At 47.1% G+C, this 18,788-nt stretch carries 12 protein-coding genes; 2 read left to right on the top strand and 10 right to left on the bottom strand.

From position 1 onward, the window contains the following. Nucleotides 1–101 precede the first annotated feature (101 nt). Nucleotides 102–1,046 (top strand): LysR family transcriptional regulator, encoded by a 945-nt coding sequence (locus MAR181_RS16255; protein WP_013797696.1) that lies wholly within the window; start codon nucleotides 102–104, stop codon nucleotides 1,044–1,046. A gap of 33 nt (nucleotides 1,047–1,079) precedes the next feature. Here the strand turns inward: MAR181_RS16255 and MAR181_RS16260 are convergent, their stop codons facing one another. The 7 genes from MAR181_RS16260 to chvE form a co-directional block, all read right to left on the bottom strand. Beyond that, the gene (locus MAR181_RS16260; protein WP_013797697.1) at nucleotides 1,080–2,597 is read right to left on the bottom strand and encodes an aldehyde dehydrogenase (NADP(+)); all 1,518 of its coding nucleotides are present in this window, start codon (nucleotides 2,595–2,597) and stop codon (nucleotides 1,080–1,082) included. 43 nt (nucleotides 2,598–2,640) lie between these two features. Then, nucleotides 2,641–4,401 carry an L-arabinonate dehydratase gene (araD, locus tag MAR181_RS16265; RefSeq protein WP_013797698.1) on the bottom strand — a complete coding sequence of 587 codons (1,761 nt, stop codon included), beginning with the start codon at nucleotides 4,399–4,401 and terminating at the stop codon, nucleotides 2,641–2,643. Further along, nucleotides 4,398–5,168 carry an SDR family NAD(P)-dependent oxidoreductase gene (locus MAR181_RS16270; RefSeq protein ID WP_013797699.1) on the bottom strand — a complete coding sequence of 257 codons (771 nt, stop codon included), beginning with the start codon at nucleotides 5,166–5,168 and terminating at the stop codon, nucleotides 4,398–4,400. Before MAR181_RS16270 ends, araD begins: the two co-directional genes overlap by 4 nt. After that, nucleotides 5,165–6,133 carry an AraD1 family protein gene (gene araD1, locus MAR181_RS16275; RefSeq protein WP_013797700.1) on the bottom strand — a complete coding sequence of 323 codons (969 nt, stop codon included), beginning with the start codon at nucleotides 6,131–6,133 and terminating at the stop codon, nucleotides 5,165–5,167. The genes MAR181_RS16270 and araD1 overlap by 4 nt, the downstream gene beginning before the upstream one ends. Before the next feature lie 10 nt (nucleotides 6,134–6,143). Continuing rightward, nucleotides 6,144–7,346: a multiple monosaccharide ABC transporter permease gene (mmsB, locus tag MAR181_RS16280; RefSeq protein WP_013797701.1), complete on the bottom strand. Its 1,203-nt coding sequence runs from the start codon at nucleotides 7,344–7,346 to the stop codon at nucleotides 6,144–6,146. A gap of 14 nt (nucleotides 7,347–7,360) precedes the next feature. Next, on the bottom strand, nucleotides 7,361–8,899 hold the full coding sequence (gene mmsA / locus MAR181_RS16285; protein ID WP_041651418.1) for a multiple monosaccharide ABC transporter ATP-binding protein: 1,539 nt from the start codon (nucleotides 8,897–8,899) through the stop codon (nucleotides 7,361–7,363). Between the two features lie 185 nt (nucleotides 8,900–9,084). Further along, nucleotides 9,085–10,146: a multiple monosaccharide ABC transporter substrate-binding protein gene (gene chvE / locus MAR181_RS16290; RefSeq protein ID WP_041651426.1), complete on the bottom strand. Its 1,062-nt coding sequence runs from the start codon at nucleotides 10,144–10,146 to the stop codon at nucleotides 9,085–9,087. 285 nt (nucleotides 10,147–10,431) lie between these two features. Between chvE and MAR181_RS16295 the strand changes: the two genes are divergently transcribed. After that, entirely contained in the window at nucleotides 10,432–12,030 is a 1,599-nt protein-coding gene (locus MAR181_RS16295) for a cation:proton antiporter family protein (protein WP_013797704.1), read from the top strand. 21 nt (nucleotides 12,031–12,051) lie between these two features. Here the strand turns inward: MAR181_RS16295 and MAR181_RS18420 are convergent, their stop codons facing one another. From MAR181_RS18420 to gltB, 3 genes are all read right to left on the bottom strand, one after another. Then, nucleotides 12,052–12,225, bottom strand: coding sequence for a DUF6435 family protein (locus MAR181_RS18420; RefSeq protein WP_013797705.1), 174 nt, complete (start codon nucleotides 12,223–12,225; stop codon nucleotides 12,052–12,054). 155 nt (nucleotides 12,226–12,380) lie between these two features. Next, nucleotides 12,381–13,802 carry an FAD-dependent oxidoreductase gene (locus tag MAR181_RS16300; protein WP_013797706.1) on the bottom strand — a complete coding sequence of 474 codons (1,422 nt, stop codon included), beginning with the start codon at nucleotides 13,800–13,802 and terminating at the stop codon, nucleotides 12,381–12,383. 113 nt (nucleotides 13,803–13,915) lie between these two features. Further along, complete coding sequence (gltB, locus tag MAR181_RS16305; protein ID WP_013797707.1) at nucleotides 13,916–18,367, bottom strand: glutamate synthase large subunit; 4,452 nt, start codon at nucleotides 18,365–18,367, stop codon at nucleotides 13,916–13,918. Between the last annotated feature and the right edge of the window lie 421 nt (nucleotides 18,368–18,788).

Below are 18,788 nucleotides of genomic sequence, written 5' to 3' on the forward strand. Positions count from 1 at the left end.
TATGACATAAATAAAACCGCTTCATTCAGTACCTGTAGTAAACTGTTAAATGTGCCGAACATCATGATAAATAACCCATAAAAACAACAAACGGGGTCACTATGGAATTAGGTCTGGCCAAACATTTAAAACTCAATCAACTGCGTTTAATTTCAGTCATTTCGGAATATGGACAGCTGGGCATTGCCGCTGACGAAATGGCCATGACACAACCCGCTGCCTCGCGAATGTTAAGCGACATTGAGCAAACGCTTGGTACGCGCTTATTCATTCGTCATGCAAAAGGAATGGAACCAACACTCGTCGGCCAAGCCGTCGCTCGCCGAGCACACAATCTCTTAGTCGAGTTACGCGATCTCGCCAGAGAAGTCAGTGAACTCAAAGAAGGCGGAGGAGGCACAACGGCGATAGGGGCCGTAACAGGAGCCGCTGTCGGCTTTGTCATTCCGGCCATTCAACAATTGCGCGCCATTGCCCCTAGAGCGGAAATCGATATCAATGTCGATACCAGTGATAGCTTGGTTCGAGACTTAATTGCTGGTCACAATGACTTTGTGTTGGCCAGAATTCCGAAACAATATGACGCCAATGTATTTGAAATTTTCCCTGCAAGAAGTGAGTCAGTACAACTCGTCGTTCGTAAAGACCATCCCTTGGCCAATGTAGAAAAAATCGCGGTTCGAGATTTAGCCCATTTTGAATGGGTGATGCAATCTCATAGAGCCCCCATAAGAGAGGCCGTAGAAGCGGCCTTTATGGAAGAACGTGCCGAGTTACCGTTAAGCATTACCAACAGCACATCATTACTCGCGTTAATCGCCATTCTAGTCTCTTCCAATGCCATTGCCCCAATGGCCAGTGAAGTCTGCGACCTTCTTGTTGGGCAAAAGGTAAATGCAAAACTTAAAATCCTTAAGTTAAATCGTAGCATCACCATGAGCCCATACTATGTATTGCAAATGCAAGGTCGCCAATTATCCCCCCTCGCGAATCAGCTCAAACGCTTGGTGCTTGCCGAGTTAGAACAAAAAGCGACAAGCCCTTAAACAAGTAAGGTAAAACGTTAACCGTCCGTCAAACTAGACAGACAATTCCGAGCATTCTCTAGGCAAGAGCTCAATCGGAATGTTCTGGTAACACACAGGTCTCAGGAAACGGCGGATCGACAAGGTACCGACAGAGGTAGCGCCAAAGTTTGTTGACGCAGGGTATGGGCCACCATGAACCATGGTGTCACTGACCTCAACACCGGTTGGAAAACCATTCGCCAACACTCGCCCCGCTTTTCGTTCCAACACAGGCATAAGTTTCTGACACACCTCATAATCTCCTTGATCAAGATGAAGCGTGCAAGTTAGCTGCCCCTCCAAATGACGAGCCAACTCAACCATTTGCTCAATACTGTCCGCCAATACGACCAAACCTAGCGGGCCAAACACTTCTTGATGCAAGGTCGGATTGTCCAGCCAAGCTTGCCCTGACACCACGAACAAATTTGGTCGTGCTGTACGGTCTTCGGTATCGGCTGTGCGTAGAACCGACGTGACATCCGCATTCTCTATCGCCGCGACACCTGAACGGTAAGCACTGGCAATGCCATCGGTTAACATGGTTTGCGCAGACACTTCCGACAAAGCCGCACTCGCGGCGGTTATCATGGCTTTCGAATCGGCGTTATCTAGCATCACCGCAATACCGGGATTCGTACAAAACTGCCCCACTCCCATTGTCAGTGAACTTGCCCAACCTTGGCCCAATTCTTCCGCTCGGTTTTTGAGCGCTTCAGGCATAACAAACATGGGGTTAACGGACCCCAATTCACCAAAGAAAGGAATTGGCTCAGGACGTGCTGCACACAAATCAAAGAGCGCACGACCTCCCGCTAAACTACCGGTAAAGCCAACCGCTTTAATCAAAGGATGCTGAACCAAAGCTTGCCCTGCTGCAAAGCCATCTCCCTGTATAAATGAAAATACGCCCGCTGGCATATTGCATTTTTGAATGGCTGCGTCGATTGCTTGTGCCACGACTTCCCCAGTCCCTGGGTGCGCCGGATGGCCTTTTACCACCACAGTGCAACCCGCGGCTAATGCGGCGGCGGTATCGCCACCCGCCGTCGAAAAAGCCAATGGAAAGTTGGACGCACCGAATACCGCCACAGGACCAATTGGTCGCTGTACCATGTGCAATTCCGGACGAGGTAACGGCTCACGATCCGCTAACGCCCCATCAAAGCGGTGGTCCAAATACTCACCCGATAATATGTGGCTTGCGAACAATCTCATTTGCGCTACGGTACGACCACGCTCACCTTGTAATCTGGCTTCTGGCAAACCGGTTTCTTGTACGCCAATCTCTGTAATGCTATCGCCACGAGCCTCTATCTCATCTGCAATGGCGTTTAAAAAAACAGCTCTATCTTGACGAGAAGAATAACCATAAAGTTCAAAAGCCGCTTCCGCAGCTTTTACCGCAGTCTCCACATCGGCTGCTCGCGCAAGATAAAAAGAATGTGAAGGTCCACTCGCAGGATTAGATGAAAACGTGTCTTCGCTTTTCACCCACTTCCCAGCGATAAAGTGCTGTCCGGTCAACATGCTGACTCCTTATTAATTATGACGAAATAGTGTGCAGATCTTGTTAATGACTGTCTTTCGGAACCGCCGCACCACGGCAACCTTTCAAAAAATCAAAATCGGCCCCGGTATCGGCGCCTTGGACATGATCATGGAACAATTTAATATAGCCGCTTTTAGGTGCCTCAAGATGTGTTTTCCAGTTGGCCAAGCGAGTCGCCATTTCTTTATCCGTGATGTCTACTCGCAAACAACGACGCTCTACATCCAACTCGATCATGTCGCCATTTTTCACGACCGCCAAAGGACCACCCGCTGCGGCCTCCGGCGTAGTATGCAACACCACTGTGCCATAAGCGGTGCCTGACATCCGCGCATCCGAAATCCTCACCATGTCTTTAATGCCTTTGCGTAAGATTTTGGGCGGCAGGCCCATATTGCCCACTTCGGCCATACCTGGGTAACCCTTCGGACCACAATTTTTCAGCACCATCACGCAATGCTCGTCTATGTCTAAGGCTTCGTCATTAATCTTGGCTTTATAATCATCAATGTCTTCAAACACCACCGCCCGTCCGCGATGCTGTAATAAATGCGCGGAGGCCGCCGAGGGTTTAAGCACGGCCCCCTGAGGCGCAAGATTACCTTTTAGCACCACGATACCGCCTTTTTGAGTTAAGGCTTTTTCAACCGGTAAAATAACATCCTCATTCCAGTTACGAACCTCTTTAACCTCGTTCCAAATCGATTCCCCCGAGACAGTAAGCGCAGTTTTGTGAAGTTTTCCAGCTTCGGCTAGATGCTTAATCACCACAGGCAATCCGCCGGCGTAAAAAAACTCTTCCATCAAATATTTCCCTGACGGCATGAGATTCACTATGGTGGCAATGTCCTGACCCAACTTATCCCAGTCATCTAAATTCAGATCAACACCCACGCGGCCCGCAATGGCTAATAAATGAATCACCGCATTGGTTGACCCGCCAATGGCACCATTGATGCGAATTGCATTTTCGAATGCCTGTCGTGTTAACACGTCCGACGGCTTCAGATCGTCTTTCACCATATCAACGATTCGACGCCCAGTAAGGTGTGCCATAACCCGACGACGACTGTCTACAGCCGGAATCGCTGCATTTCCTGACAGCGCCATGCCCAACGCTTCGGCCATCGAGGCCATGGTACTGGCGGTCCCCATCGTATTACAGGAACCCGCAGAGCGAGACATGGATTGCTCTGCTTCTAAAAAGTCTTCCTGAGTCATATTGCCCGCTTTGATGTCCTCTGACATCTGCCATAACGCGGTACCTGAGCCAACCCGCTCACCTCTGAAGTAACCGTTGAGCATCGGGCCACCAGAGACAACAATCGCCGGAATGTCCACACTGCATGCGCCCATCAATAACGCAGGCGTTGTTTTATCGCAACCAGCCAGCAATACAACGCCATCCAAAGGATTCGCTCGTAACGCTTCCTCAACATCCATGGCCGCCATATTCCGATACATCATGGCAGTCGGCCTAAGCGAGCTTTCCCCAACGGAAAAAACAGGGAACTCTAATGGCAAACCACCAGCCTCATAAATGCCATGCTTTACTCGATCGGCAAGTTCTCTAAGGTGCGCATTACAAGGTGTTAATTGCGACCAAGTGTTACAAATACCAATCACTGGGCGACCATCAAACAAATCAGCAGGCAAGCCTTGGTTTTTCATCCAACTGCGATGATAAATATGATCTCGAGACGTACCGCCAAACCATTCGGTGGAACGTAATTTTCGCGGCCATGGTTTGGGAACAAAGATATTTTTTGATGACTCCGTCATACCCAACCTCCATCAACAATAAAATTCTGCGCCGAGCACATAGCGGCCACATTCGACCCCAAAAATAGTGCCATATTCGCCACATGCTCTGGTAACACCTTACCGGCCAAACATTGACCTTGCTTGATCTTTTCTTCGGCCGCATCGTCCACCCACAAACGCAGCTGCTTTTCCGTCATCACCCAACCCGGAACCAAGGTATTGACGCGAATACCAGCGGCGCCAAGATCACGAGCCAATGAGCGAGTTAACCCATGCATGGCGGCCTTGCTCGTGCCATAGGTTGGATACCCTGCGGTGGCCATCATCCAACCAACAGAACCAAAATTGACAATAGAACCCCCACCAAGCTCTTTCATCATGGGGGCGACAGTTTGGGCCGCAAACATGGCATGCTTTATATTTACCCCCACTAATTCGTCAAAACGCTCTTCCGTCAGCGACGCCAAAGAGTGACGAACATCATTGGCCGCATTATTAAGTAAAATACTAATGGGTCCGAAGGCGTCTGCTGCATTGCGAATTTTGCTCTGATAATCTTTGATATTAGTAATGTCACACACATCGAAGCGCACACAGTGCCCGTCCTTCAACAAGCGTTCTGCAAGCTGACGTCCCGCTTTCTCATCCAAATCCACAAACGCTGTTTTTGCTCCTTGTTTTGCATAGGCTTCCACAATCGCCGCGCCGATGCCCGTCGCGCCACCCGAAACAAACACGGAGCGGTCTTTTAAATCTGGGTAAATGGCACTCTGTAGCCTATTCATAAAGCACTCACTTCTGTCGATAATGGCGCGGCCTCAGAGAACGTATTACGCAATGGCAAACCGAAGGTCGGCGAGACAATTTCAAAGACATCCCCTTCGCGAGCTTGAACGCCATCCGCAAAAGATAGGGTCGCCGTGCCAAACATATGCACGTGCAAATCCCCTGGCTGACGGAAAATGGCATATTTAAAATGATGGTGTTCAAGATTCTTAAAGGTGTGCGACATATTGTCTTCACCCGACACAAACCCCTTTTCCCAAAGGGTGGTTTCACCTCGCTCTATTCGAGAATGCCCTTCAATGTGCCTGGGCAGTTCACCGACCAACAACTCAGGACCAAACGCCGCTGGGCGTAATTTTGAATGCGCTAAGTAGAGATAATTCTGGCGCTCCGTCACGTGATCCGAAAACTCATTAGCCAATGTATAGCCGAGTCGGTGTACTTTCCCATCCTCACCAATGAGGTAAAAGCCAGCGATTTCAGGTTCTTCCCCTCCATCCAAGGCAAAAGAAGGTGACAGTATCGCCTCTCCTGGCGCCATCACACCTGCCCCATTACCTTTATAAAACCATTCAGGCTGAACACCTTCTTGACCTTCTATGGGTTTGCCCCCTTCTACGCCCATTTGAAAAATCTTCATCGAATCCGTCAGTTCTTCACTTTTCGCATGCATGGCATTACGGGTGGAGGCCGAACCTAAATGCGTTAGACCGGTTCCCGTCAAATACATGTGTGCCGGATCCGGATGACGTACAGGACAATCAAGTTGGTTGCTCTGTCCCAATTCGACCAAATCCACTTGCTCACCCAGCCCGTGCTGTTTAATCACGGATGCCAATGTGACGTTATGTTTAATGGCTTCTTGCGCCAACTCATACACACTCAAAGCTTGCTTGACGAGACGCGCTTCCTGCCCTTCACGACACACCACGCCACCTTGTTTTATTTGCGATAAAAACAACATAATTGACTCCTTAGCGTGCTTTTTGTTTGTTGTAGACGTCGAAGACCACTGCCGCGAGCAAGACCAAACCTTTAATGACTTGCTGCCAATCGATGCCTATCCCCAAAATCGACATGCCGTTATTCATTACACCCATGATAAAGGCACCAATCACAGCACCAATCACTTTACCCACGCCCCCCGTCATTGAGGCGCCACCAATGAAGACGGCGGCAATGACATCTAACTCAAAGGCAAAACCAGCCTTTGGCGTCGCGGTATTCAGGCGTGCCGCAAAAATAAGCCCAGCAAGCGCCGCCAACATCCCCATATTGGCAAAGGTCAAAAAGGTCAGGCGTTCGGTATTAATACCCGACAGTTTGGCCGCTTTCACATTACCGCCTAAGGCATAGATACGACGCCCAATGGTTGTGCTGTTGGTGACAAAGGTATAAACGGCGATTAGAACCGCCATAGTGATCAACACATTTGGCAATCCGCGATAAGTGCTCAGTAAATACGACAGATAGATAATCGCCACAGCAATTAAGGCATTCTTAACTAGGAAAAACGAAAACGGCTCGTCTTGAATGCCATACTTTAAAGATTGAGCACGACTACGTGCGGCCAAAAACACAATGGCACTGGCCGCTAAAATGCCAAGCACTAAGGCCGTCACATTGGGGCGACCGATTCCAAACACATCAGGAATAAAGCCAGTACTCAATAGCTGAAAGCTCTTCGGAAAGGGTCCCACCGATTGCCCTTCCAATAAGGCTAGGGTCAACCCACGAAACACCAACATACCCGCCAAGGTGACTATGAAAGCGGGAATCTTCCAATAGGCAATCCAATACCCCTGTAAGCCACCAATAATGAGCCCAACCAAAAGACAAACAGGCACCACAACCACGGTTGGCAAGCCATAATTGACCGACATGACCGCCGCCAATGCGCCAATGAATCCAACAACCGACCCCACAGACAGATCAATATGACCCGCCACAATCACCAATAACATGCCAATGGCCATAATGATGATGTAACTATTTTGTAGAAATAAATTGGTTAAGTTCACCGGCCGCATCAAGGTGCCATCGGTTAAAAACTCAAACATCGCCATGATCACCACGAGCGCAATTAACATCCCATAATCTCGCACATGTGTTTTTAAATAATGAGTAACAGAAGGTGCTTCTTGCACCGCCGAAGTCGTTTCTTTTGTTGTTGTCATGGTTATTGCTCCTGTTACGCTTTCACTATCATTGACATGATTTTTTCTTGGCTTGCATCGGCTTGCTCTAACTCACCCACAAAACGGCCTTCGTTCATCACATAAATACGATCACACATGCCAAGCAACTCCGGCATCTCGGAAGAAATCATCACCACGCCTTTGCCATCATCGGCCAGCTGATTGATGATGCTGTAGATTTCAAATTTGGCACCGACATCGATGCCACGAGTTGGTTCATCCAAAATGAGGACATCAGGTTGTGAGTACAGCCATTTGCTCAACACCACTTTTTGCTGATTACCACCCGATAAATTCATGACTTTTTGAAACACACTAGGGGTTCGAATATTCAAGGCTTTTCGGTAGTCTTCTGACACTTGGCGCTCAATATTTTCATCAATGACACCGTGTGACGAAACGTTATTAAGGTTGGCCAATGTCGTGTTAATTTGAATGGTTTCTTCTAGAATCAGGCCGAGCTCTTTACGGTCTTCTGTCACATACGCCAAACCGCTTTTTATGGCATTGGGCACCGTCGATAAGTCCGCAATGTCACCCCGTAATGTCACTTCCCCTTGGATATTTTTGCCATAGCTCTGGCCAAACAAACTCATTGCTAACTCTGTACGACCTGACCCCATTAACCCTGCAATACCAACCACTTCACCGGCACGAACATGAAAGCTAATATCATGGATAATCTGTCGATCTAACGCGTCTGGGTGCCAAACATTCCAAGCTTCTACTGCCATCAGCATTTTGCCTGGGTGACCCTCATCGGATGCTTTGTCTCGAGTGGGATAGCGATGCGCCATGTCTCGGCCTACCATGTCGCGAATAATATCCTCTTCACTAATGGCCTGTGCGTGACAATCTAAAGTGGATACTGACTGGCCATCACGAATCACCGTAATGCTGTCAGCAACCCGACTGATTTCATTGAGTTTGTGGGTAATCAGAATGGAAGAGATGCCTTGCGCTTTGAATTCCAGTAACAGTTCCAACAGCTTGGCACTGTCGTTTTCTTGCAATGCTGACGTGGGCTCATCCAAAATCAGCAACTTCACATCTTTAGCCAATGCCTTAGCGATCTCAACCAATTGCTGTTTGCCAACCCCTAATTGGCCAAGCAAGGTAGAAGGTGACTCTTTTAATCCGACTTTTTCTAATAGAGTTTGTGTTCGTGCATAGGTTTTCGGCCAATTAATCACGCCATGATCAAGATTCTCGTTACCCAAAAATAAATTTTCGGCAATCGACAAAAGTGGCACCAAAGCCAATTCTTGGTGAATGATAATAATGCCTTTCTCTTCGCTATCCGTTATCCCTGAAAACCGAGTCGTTTCATTGTTAAACAGAATATCGCCGTCATAACTGCCATATGGATACACACCACTCAGCACTTTCATAAGCGTCGATTTGCCAGCACCATTTTCCCCTACCAGCGCATGAATTTCGCCTTCACGCACTTTCAGGTTCACCGAATCGAGGGCTTTTACACCAGGAAAGGTCTTGGTAATGCGGCGCATTTCCAAAATGATATTTTCCATAAAACATCCCATCAGCTGGACCTGCTATTCGTGAGAAGCCTCTCACTAGCAACACGTCCGCTTCGTTCTTATTGTTAATTTAGGATAATAGAAACCTTTTTCACTATGTCTCGAGCCAACCAATACCTGAATAGGCGTCTTGATTCAGTTCTATACAGGTATTGGTTAACGTCATCTGCGAGCGCTTATTGGACTTGAGACTTTGTATAGTAGCCGCTACCCAACAGCACCTCTTGCCAGTTGGAATTATCCACTGTGACAGGTTCCAGCAAATAACTGGGTATCACCCTAATGCCGTTATCATAGGTTTCGGTATCATTGATTTCTGGTCTGGTATCACTCAACACGGCCTGAACCATTCCCACGGTCACATTGGCCAGTTCCCGCGTGTCTTTAAAGATGGTCGAATATTGTTCGCCTGCGATAATGGACTTCACTGACGGTACTTCCGCGTCTTGCCCCGTCACGATTGGCATCACCATATCACCAGAACCATAGCCGACACCTTTGAGCGAAGACAAAATGCCAATGGAGATACCATCGTAAGGCGATAAAATGCCATCAATACGCTGTGTGGTATAATGCGCTGACAATAAATTGTCCATGCGTGCTTGTGCGGTCGCGCCATCCCAACGCAAGGTACCTACTTTATCCATTCCCATTTGACCCGATACTATCTTCACCTTGCCTGAATCTATCATTGGCTGAAGCACAGACATCGCCCCATTGTAAAAAAAGTAAGCATTGTTATCGTCTGGTGAGCCGCCAAATAGTTCCACGTTATAAGGACCACTACCACGCTGTTCCATACCACTGACCAAAGACTTGGCTTGCAGTACACCCACTTTGAAATTATCAAACGTCGCGTAATAACTTACATAAGGACTGTTCTTGATCAGGCGATCATAAGAAATCACCTTGATGCCTGCCGCATCAGCGTTTTCTAACGCATTCGATAAGGTTGTGCCATCAATCGCCGCGATGACCAAGACATCAACGCCTTTGACAATCATATTTTCAATTTGAGAAAGTTGATTCGGTATTTCATCTTCTGCGTATTGTAGGTCTACTTTATAGCCTGCATCTTTGAAGAGGGTGACCATTGAGTTGCCATCTGTGATCCAGCGTGCGGAGGATTTCGTTGGCATCGCGATACCAACATAGCCATTCGCAGCAAAGGTACTTGCAGAGCTGAGTAGCGTCGCACCAAACGCCAATCCAATCAGGGTATGTTTCAGGTAGTTCATTAGCTTCTCCTGTTGCGGCCAAGTCAGCTCCATGAAAAGCAAACTCAGTTGGCCTTTAGAGTTATTATGATTATTTTGTCTAGCCAATCAGGTTTTAAAAACCTACCCAGCAGCGTAGGTAAATTAGACATACCATTCAAATAGAAATAATGACCAATGACATACCGATATTGGTATGAACATCTTCCTAATACACTAAAACCAAACAATTCTAAGCTGCGCTCTGCAAACAAATTTCGTATGATGGAACCCCCTTTTAGCACGCTGTTCATTTAGAAGGAATGTATGGAATTTATTTGGATCTTATTCGCTTTTGTATGCGGTCTTGCGGTCAAATTGGTCAATTTGCCCCCCTTGATTGGTTTCTTATTAGCCGGCTTCTTACTCAACTATGTAGGCATTCAACCAAGTAGCGTTCTGGATTCTCTCGCCAATGTGGGCATTACTCTAATGTTGTTTAGCATCGGACTTAAGTTACACGTGAAAGACCTATTGAAGCGTGAAGTTTGGGCATCAACGTTAAGTCATATGGGGGTTTGGACAGTGTTGTTCGGTGGTCTTGGCCTGCTCTTTGCCATGTTAAGCTTGCCATACTTTACCCAGTTAACCCTTCAAACAGCCGCCCTAATTGGCTTTGCTTTGAGTTTCTCAAGCACTGTGTGTGTTATGAAGCTGTTAGAGGAAAGCGGGGAGTTAAAAACCCGCCATGGCCAACTCGCGCTTGGCATATTAGTCATGCAGGACATAGTGGCGGTGGTGTTTCTGGTCGCCGCAACAGGGCAAATACCTTCACTTTGGGCGTTAGGCTTATTCGGTCTTATTCTGGTTCGCCCTTTGATCAATAAGCTTGTCGATCAAGCTGGACACGGGGAAATGCTTCCGTTAACCGGCCTTTTCCTGGCTTTAGGTGGCTACGAATTATTTTACCTCGTCGGTGTGAAAGGCGATTTAGGCGCGCTAATCTTCGGCATTTTGTTAGCTTCTCATACTAAAGCATCTGAAATGAACAAGTCTCTGATGAATTTTAAAGATTTGTTTTTAATTGGCTTTTTCCTTTCCATCGGTTTTACCGCGCTACCAACCCTGAGCATGATTAGCATCAGTTTCATCATCACCTTGGTGATTTTGGCCAAGTTTGCTCTCTTCTTTGTCCTACTAACAAAATTGAAGCTACGTGGCCGTACATCATTTTTATCCGCTTTAATCTTATCGAATTACAGTGAGTTTGGTCTAATTGTGGTGGCATTGAGTGTATCCAATGGCTGGCTAAACAAAGAATGGTTGGTGATTTTGGCGCTTGCTGTGTCTTTTTCGTTTGTTATCACCAGTATTATTTATCGACTATCGCATCGACTGTACCTTAAAAATAAGGACGCGATTCGTCAGTTTGAAAGCACTGACTGCTTGCCTGTGGATGTCTTCAGTCAACCTAAAGGTGCGCATATATTGGTTGTCGGCTTAGGACGAGTGGGACGTGGTGCCTTTGAATCACTCAAAAATCTTGTGGGCAGCAGTGTTGCCGGAATGGATGCCGATCGAATTCGGATTCAACGCATGCAAGAAGCCAATGAAAATGTCTTTTACGGTGACGGTGAAGATGCTGATTTGTGGGAACGATTGGATACTTCAGACATTCAGCTCATCATGCTCGCGTTACCAATTGCTGAAGACAGTACCAACATCGCTATCCAGTTACGTAAAGCCAATTACCAAGGCCAAATTGCCGCTATTGCTCGTTACCAAGATGAGCGTGACGAACTGCTCGCGGCTGGCATTGATAACGTCTTCAACTTCTATACCGAGGCGGGTACTGGCTTCGCGGAAGAAAGTTTAGGATTGATTAGACCAAATGAGTCTAGCAAAGCCACCATACCGGCACTCTAATATCACACTCTGATTAAGTGGTTAGGTGGAGGCAGGTAATGCATCCATCTGAGCCTTCACGGCTTCGGCCTTTTCCGTTAACTCAGAATACAAGCGTATGTCACCACCACGCTGAGCCTGCATGGCTTTTTCAAGTAACTCACCATACTCTTTGTTGAGCTTTTTCTTTGGATCGGCTTTCAAGAAACTAAACATACTCACCCCCTCTGTGTGTCCTTTTAATAGATACGAAGCTCATTCAATTTTAGATGTGTTAAGCCATAAAAAATGCCAACTTAAGCGTATTAAGTTGGCATTTTCGTTTCAATCATCAGCAACACTCTGATTCAACTCAGCGTGATTCTGGACTATTAAACGTCTAGGTAGTCCATGATGCCTTCAGCCGCTTTACGACCTTCATCAATCGCCGTGACGACTAGGTCAGAACCGCGCACCATATCACCACCAGCAAAGATTTTCTCATTGGTGGTCTGGAACATGAACTGGCCTTTTTTCGGCGCAAGAACACGACCACGAGAATCGGTTTCGATGCCAAACTTCTCAAACCAAGGTGCTGGGCTAGCTTGGAAACCAAAGGCCACTAATACCGTATCCGCTGGAATGATTTGCTCACTGCCTTCAATAATTTCCGCCGAGCGACGACCATTTTCATCAGGCTCACCCATCTGAGTCTCGACGACCTTGATGCCTTCTACTTTATCATCACCAATAATCTCAACTGGCTGACGGTTAAAGAGGAACTGAACGCCTTCTTCTTTTGCGTTAGTCACTTCTTTGCGAGAGCCCGGCATGTTTTCACGGTCCCGACGGTAAGCACAAGTCACGCTTTTTGCACCTTGACGAATGGCAGTACGGTTACAGTCCATCGCAGTATCACCACCACCCAGCACGACAACCTTTTTACCTTTAAGATTGATGTAATCGGCTTCGTCTTCTTCCAGCTCCAAGCAGTGATTCACATTGGAAACCAAATAATCCAAAGCGTCATACACGCCAGGCAGGTCTTCTCCAGGAAATCCGCCTTTCATGTATTTGTAAGTACCCATGCCCAAAAAGACCGCATCGTACTCTTCTAACACATGTTCAAATGGCACATCGTCACCGACAGAGGTACCCAAAACGAATTCCACGCCCATTTCTTCGAACACTTCACGACGACGTGTCATGACGCTCTTCTCAAGCTTGAACTCAGGAATACCAAAGGTCAGCAAACCACCAATTTCAGGGTATTTATCGAATACTACCGGCTTGATACCGTTACGCACTAAGACATCAGCACAAGCTAATCCAGCAGGGCCAGCACCGACAATCGCAACCGTCTTATTCACCGGCACGACTTTTGACATATCTGGACGCCAGCCTAAAGCAAACGCGGTATCGGTAATGTATTTTTCAACCGAGCCAATGGTCACCGCACCAAAACCACCTTCGCCCAGCGTACAAGCGCCTTCACAAAGACGATCTTGTGGACACACTCGACCACAAACTTCTGGTAAAGAGTTGGTTTGGTGGCTCAACTCCGCGGCCTCCAAAATGTTGCCTTCACTGACCAATTTCAGCCAATTCGGAATGTAGTTGTGAACAGGGCATTTCCATTCACAATACGGGTTACCACATTCTAGGCAACGGTGAGCCTGATCTTTTGCGTTTGGCTCTTCAAACGGTTTATAAATTTCGACGAACTGAGCCTTACGAGTGATTAAAGGCTTCTTCTTTGGATCCTGACGATCAACTTCGACGAATTGAAATGCATTGTTCAAGCGCTCAGACATAAGCTGCTATCTCCTGTGGCCGCTTGCTCGCAAGCGGCGCTTCTCTCAAATGGGTCAAATCAAATTCATTCATGGCACATCGTTTAAAAAGTGACCTGCCATGACAGCGTGTTTTATTCTGGACGTTGACGAGTACTGGCCAACAACGCCCCTAAACTCGCGGCTTTCGGTTTTACCAGCCAGAATTTGCCAATGTAGTCATAGAAATTCTCTAGAATTTCTTTACCCCATTCACTGTCAGTTTCACGAACATACTCTTCGATAACAGAACGAAGGTGTGAACGATACTCTTCTGTTAATTCCGTACCAATGCGGTGAATTTCCACCAACTCATGGTTGTACTTATCAACAAAGGTACGATCCATATCCAGTACGTAAGCAAAGCCACCTGTCATACCCGCACCAAAGTTGTATCCCGTATTACCGAGTACCGTTACCATACCGCCCGTCATGTATTCACAACAGTGATCACCAGCCCCTTCGATCACAGTATGGGTACCAGAGTTACGTACCGCGAAACGCTCACCAGCCGTCCCTGCGGCGAATAATTTACCGCCGGTTGCCCCGTACAAACAGGTATTACCAATAATGGCGGTTTGTTGTGATTCAAAGATCGAACCACGAGGTGGACGAATAACCAACTTACCGCCAGTCATGCCTTTACCAACGTAATCGTTAGCATCACCTTCTAAGTACATGTTCAGACCACCAGCGTTCCACACACCAAAACTTTGGCCTGCCGTCCCTTTTAATTTCAAGGTTAAGGGCATATCGACCATACCTTGATTACCGTATCGCTTAGCAATCTCACCCGACAAACGGGCACCAATAGAACGATCACAGTTAGTCACATCAAAGGCAAATTCACCGCCTTCTTTTTCTTCTACGACGTTTTGAACGGTATCCCACATTTTTAGAGCCAATAGGCCTTTATCATGTGGCGGATTCAACGGCACTTCACAGTACTGAGGCTTGTCCGCTGGAATCGCGTCATTATTCAAAATCGGAGACAAATCTAGGTTCTGTTGTTTCTCTGTTTCACCCGGTAGCAGGCTCAACAAATCCGTACGACCGATGAGATCTTGTAGGTTAGATACACCCAGTTTCGCTAGCCACAAACGCGTATCTTCGGCCATAAAGCGGAAGAAATTCTTGATCATATCGACCGTACCTAGGAAATGATCGTCACGCAGTTTTTGGTCCTGAGTGGCGACACCAGTAGCACAGTTGTTCAAATGACAGATACGCAAGAATTTACACCCCATGGCGACCATAGGCGTAGTACCGAAACCAAAACTTTCAGCCCCAAGGATGGCCGCTTTGACTACGTCTAAACCGGTTTTCAAACCACCGTCCGTTTGTAGACGGATCTTGCCTCGCAGATCATTAGCACGAAGGGCTTGTTGCGCTTCTGCAAGACCCAATTCCCAAGGCGAACCCGCATGACGAATCGAGGTGAGAGGGGACGCTGCGGTACCACCGTCATAGCCAGAAATAGTGATCAAATCTGCATAGGCTTTCGCCACACCGGCGGCAATCGTGCCCACACCAGGTTCAGACACCAGTTTCACAGAAACCAAGGCTTCGGGGTTAACCTGTTTCAAGTCGAAAATCAGCTGAGCCAAGTCTTCGATCGAATAAATGTCATGGTGCGGTGGTGGCGAAATCAAGGTCACACCCGGCACGGCATAACGCAAACGAGCGATCAAGCCATTTACTTTACCACCAGGTAGCTGACCACCTTCACCCGGCTTCGCACCTTGCGCTACCTTAATTTGTAGCACTTCAGCATTAACCAAATATTCAGGCGTCACACCAAAACGACCAGAAGCAATTTGTTTAATTTTAGAACGACGTTCTGTACCGTGACGAGCAGGATCTTCGCCGCCCTCACCTGAGTTAGAACGACAACCCAACTCGTTCATCGCTTGCGCTAAGGCTTCGTGCGCCTCTGGTGACAAGGCACCAAGCGACATACCTGCCGAATCAAAACGCGGTAAAATGCTTTCAATCGGCTCAACCTGATCCAGTTCAATCGGCGTAGCCTTATCTGAAATGGCAAACAAGTCACGCAACATAGAAGCCGGTCGGCTGTTTACCAATTCCGTGTACTTACTAAAGTCAGCAAAATTACCACTGCCCACTGCCGTTTGTAGGTTTCGTACTACATCTGGATTAAACGCATGATATTCTGCATCGTGTACGTATTTTAGGTATCCGCCTTGCTGAATCGGCTTACGAAGTTTCCAGGCATTATTCGCTACTGACGCTTGTTCACGTTGGAAGTCAATGAAACTTGCACCTTCAATGCGACTCGCAACGCCTTTGAAACAGAGGTCGACCACATCTTTTGCCAAACCAACCGCTTCAAACAATTGCGCACCACGGTAAGACGCCATGGTTGAAATCCCCATTTTCGATAGGATTTTCATCAAGCCCTTGTTAATGCCTTTACGGTATTTCGCATGACAAGCAATGGGGTCGCCTAAGACTTCGCCTTTCTCAATCATGTCGTTAATCAGACGATAAGACAGGTAAGGGTAGACCGCTGTCGCACCAAAGCCTAATAACACAGCAAACTGATGAGGATCACGGGCAAAACCAGTATCGACTATGATGTTAGAATCACAACGTAGGCCAACCTTAGTTAAATGATGGTGTACTGCCCCAACGGCCATAGGCGCCGGGATCGGCAAACGGCTCTTGGTTAAGTCACGATCCGTTAATACGATAATCACCGCACCATCACGTACTTCTTGCTCAGCTCTTAATTGCAACGCCTTGATCGACTCTTCAAGGGACGCTTCAGCCGGATCATAGTTCGTGCCTAAACGTACTAAGCTGAATTTATGATCATCCATCGCTAATAGACGACTAAACTTACGAGGCGACAATAGCGGCGATGACAAAATAATTCGGTTGGCGTGCTTTGGTGTTTCTTCAAACAAATTACGCTCTACACCGACACAGGTTTCCAATGACATGACAATGGATTCACGCAATGGATCAATCGGTGGGTTGGTCACCTGAGCAAACTTCTGACGGAAGTAGTCACTGACCGGGCGAGTCTGGCTCGACATCACCGCCATTGGGGTATCATCCCCCATCGAACCCACCGCTTCATGACCACTTTCAGCCAACGGACGGAAGATCTGTTCACGCTCTTCAAAGGAGACTTGGAACATCTTCTGGTAGGTCGTCATTTCATCTTTCGTAAAAGGTTCAAATTCCTGTGATGACTCCACCAAGATGGTTTCGATGCGAATGGCTTCTTGCTTCAGCCACTTTTTGTATGGGTGTAAGGCTTTAAGACGATTATCGATGTCGTCTGTGTGCAGCACTTTACCGGTTTGCGTATCCACCACCAGCATTTGACCAGGTCCAACACGACCTTTCGCCACCACATCTTCTGGCTTGTAGTCATAAGTACCGATTTCAGACGCTAGCGTAATGAAACCATTCTTAGTAATCACCCAACGAGAAGGACGCAAACCATTACGGTCCAACATACAAATCGCATGGCGGCCATCCGTCATAACAAGACCTGCGGGACCATCCCAGGGTTCCATGTGCATGGAATTGTATTCGTAGAATGCACGTAATTCTGGATCCATGTTTTCTACATTTTGCCATGCTGGCGGAATGATCAAACGCGCCGCACGGAAAATATCCATGCCACCCGTGACGAGTATCTCTAACATGTTGTCCATAGAAGACGAATCAGAACCCGTCAGGTTAACCAAAGGTTGCAGATCTTGCAGCTCTGGAATCAACGGCGAACGCAATTTGCTGCCACGTGCCAATGCCCAGTTACGGTTACCTTCAATGGTGTTGATCTCACCATTGTGTGCCAACATACGGAAAGGTTGTGCCAACGGCCAACGGGGTAAGGTATTGGTCGAGAAACGTTGGTGGAACACACAAATAGCGGTTTTCAGCTTTTCGTTACCTAGGTCTTTGTAAAAAGACGGTAGGTCAACAGGCATCATCAAACCTTTGTATGACAAAACCTTGTCAGACAAAGAACAGATGTAAAAATTTTCATATTGCGCCAACGCTATTTCAGCTTGACGACGCGCCACGAACAAACGCGTTGCAAACGTACGCGCATCCATACGATTGCTATCAATGAAGACTTGCTCAATACGTGGTAAACAGTCTAATGCAATGCCACCAAGACAAGAAGAATCCGTTGGCACATCACGCCAGCCAACGACTTTAAGGCCTTGCTCTTCTAGCTCTTTCGTCACACGCTGACGTTGTTCTTCCGCCAGCGCCAAATCCTGATCTAAAAAGACCATCCCAATGCCATACAAATCCGAAAACGTATGGTTAAACAAGGTTGCCGCTTCTGCACGTAAAAACGCATCAGGCTTTTGAATTAATAGGCCACAACCGTCGCCCGTCTTACCATCAGCAGCGATACCGCCGCGGTGCGTCATACATGTCAAAGATTCTATGGCGGTTTTTAGCAGTTCATGACTGGTACTGCCTTCCATATGTGCAATTAAGCCGAAGCCGCAGTTGTCTTTGAACTCGCCAGGACGATAAAGGCCTGCATTCATACACCAACTCCCACAGTTGAAACATAAAAAATAAATAAGATGTTGAATCGTTTATCTGATGGCGGGGTTAAAAGTGATTCTATTATTAGAAAAGTGTTTTGATAATGACTACTATTTACCCAAAAAGCCACCGAAATGGAGGCCTATACTACCTTGAGGAGATCAGTGACTCAAACTTGAGTCTCCCTGCATTCTGTTATTTTAGGGCTTTTTATAGGGTAATTAGAGGCAATTTAGTGGAGGATAGAGAATTATCTATGGCAGGAGTTTTTGCAAACAGAAAATTCCTCTGTTCATTCACGTTTTTTAGAGAAATACAGTTATTTTTACTAAATTGCGATTTTCTTACACGAACAACCCACCAAAAAACGCATCCGACAGCATTTTTCAATGAGTTTTTCTTATCTGAAAGGGGATTATC

It is taken from the genome of Marinomonas posidonica IVIA-Po-181 (genome assembly GCF_000214215.1).
Lineage (GTDB): Bacteria > Pseudomonadota > Gammaproteobacteria > Pseudomonadales > Marinomonadaceae > Marinomonas > Marinomonas posidonica.

Coding starts and splice junctions, on each gene's coding strand:
- mmsB (WP_013797701.1), bottom strand. CDS start 7,346: ATGACAACAACAAAAGAAACGACTTCGGCGGTGCAAGAAGCACCTTCT.
- MAR181_RS16300 (WP_013797706.1), bottom strand. CDS start 13,802: ATGTCTGAGCGCTTGAACAATGCATTTCAATTCGTCGAAGTTGATCGT.
- MAR181_RS16270 (WP_013797699.1), bottom strand. CDS start 5,168: ATGAATAGGCTACAGAGTGCCATTTACCCAGATTTAAAAGACCGCTCC.
- chvE (WP_041651426.1), bottom strand. CDS start 10,146: ATGAACTACCTGAAACATACCCTGATTGGATTGGCGTTTGGTGCGACG.
- MAR181_RS16295 (WP_013797704.1), top strand. CDS start 10,432: ATGGAATTTATTTGGATCTTATTCGCTTTTGTATGCGGTCTTGCGGTC.
- MAR181_RS18420 (WP_013797705.1), bottom strand. CDS start 12,225: ATGTTTAGTTTCTTGAAAGCCGATCCAAAGAAAAAGCTCAACAAAGAG.
- araD (WP_013797698.1), bottom strand. CDS start 4,401: ATGACGGAGTCATCAAAAAATATCTTTGTTCCCAAACCATGGCCGCGA.
- MAR181_RS16260 (WP_013797697.1), bottom strand. CDS start 2,597: ATGTTGACCGGACAGCACTTTATCGCTGGGAAGTGGGTGAAAAGCGAA.
- araD1 (WP_013797700.1), bottom strand. CDS start 6,133: ATGTTGTTTTTATCGCAAATAAAACAAGGTGGCGTGGTGTGTCGTGAA.
- gltB (WP_013797707.1), bottom strand. CDS start 18,367: ATGAATGCAGGCCTTTATCGTCCTGGCGAGTTCAAAGACAACTGCGGC.
- mmsA (WP_041651418.1), bottom strand. CDS start 8,899: ATGGAAAATATCATTTTGGAAATGCGCCGCATTACCAAGACCTTTCCT.
- MAR181_RS16255 (WP_013797696.1), top strand. CDS start 102: ATGGAATTAGGTCTGGCCAAACATTTAAAACTCAATCAACTGCGTTTA.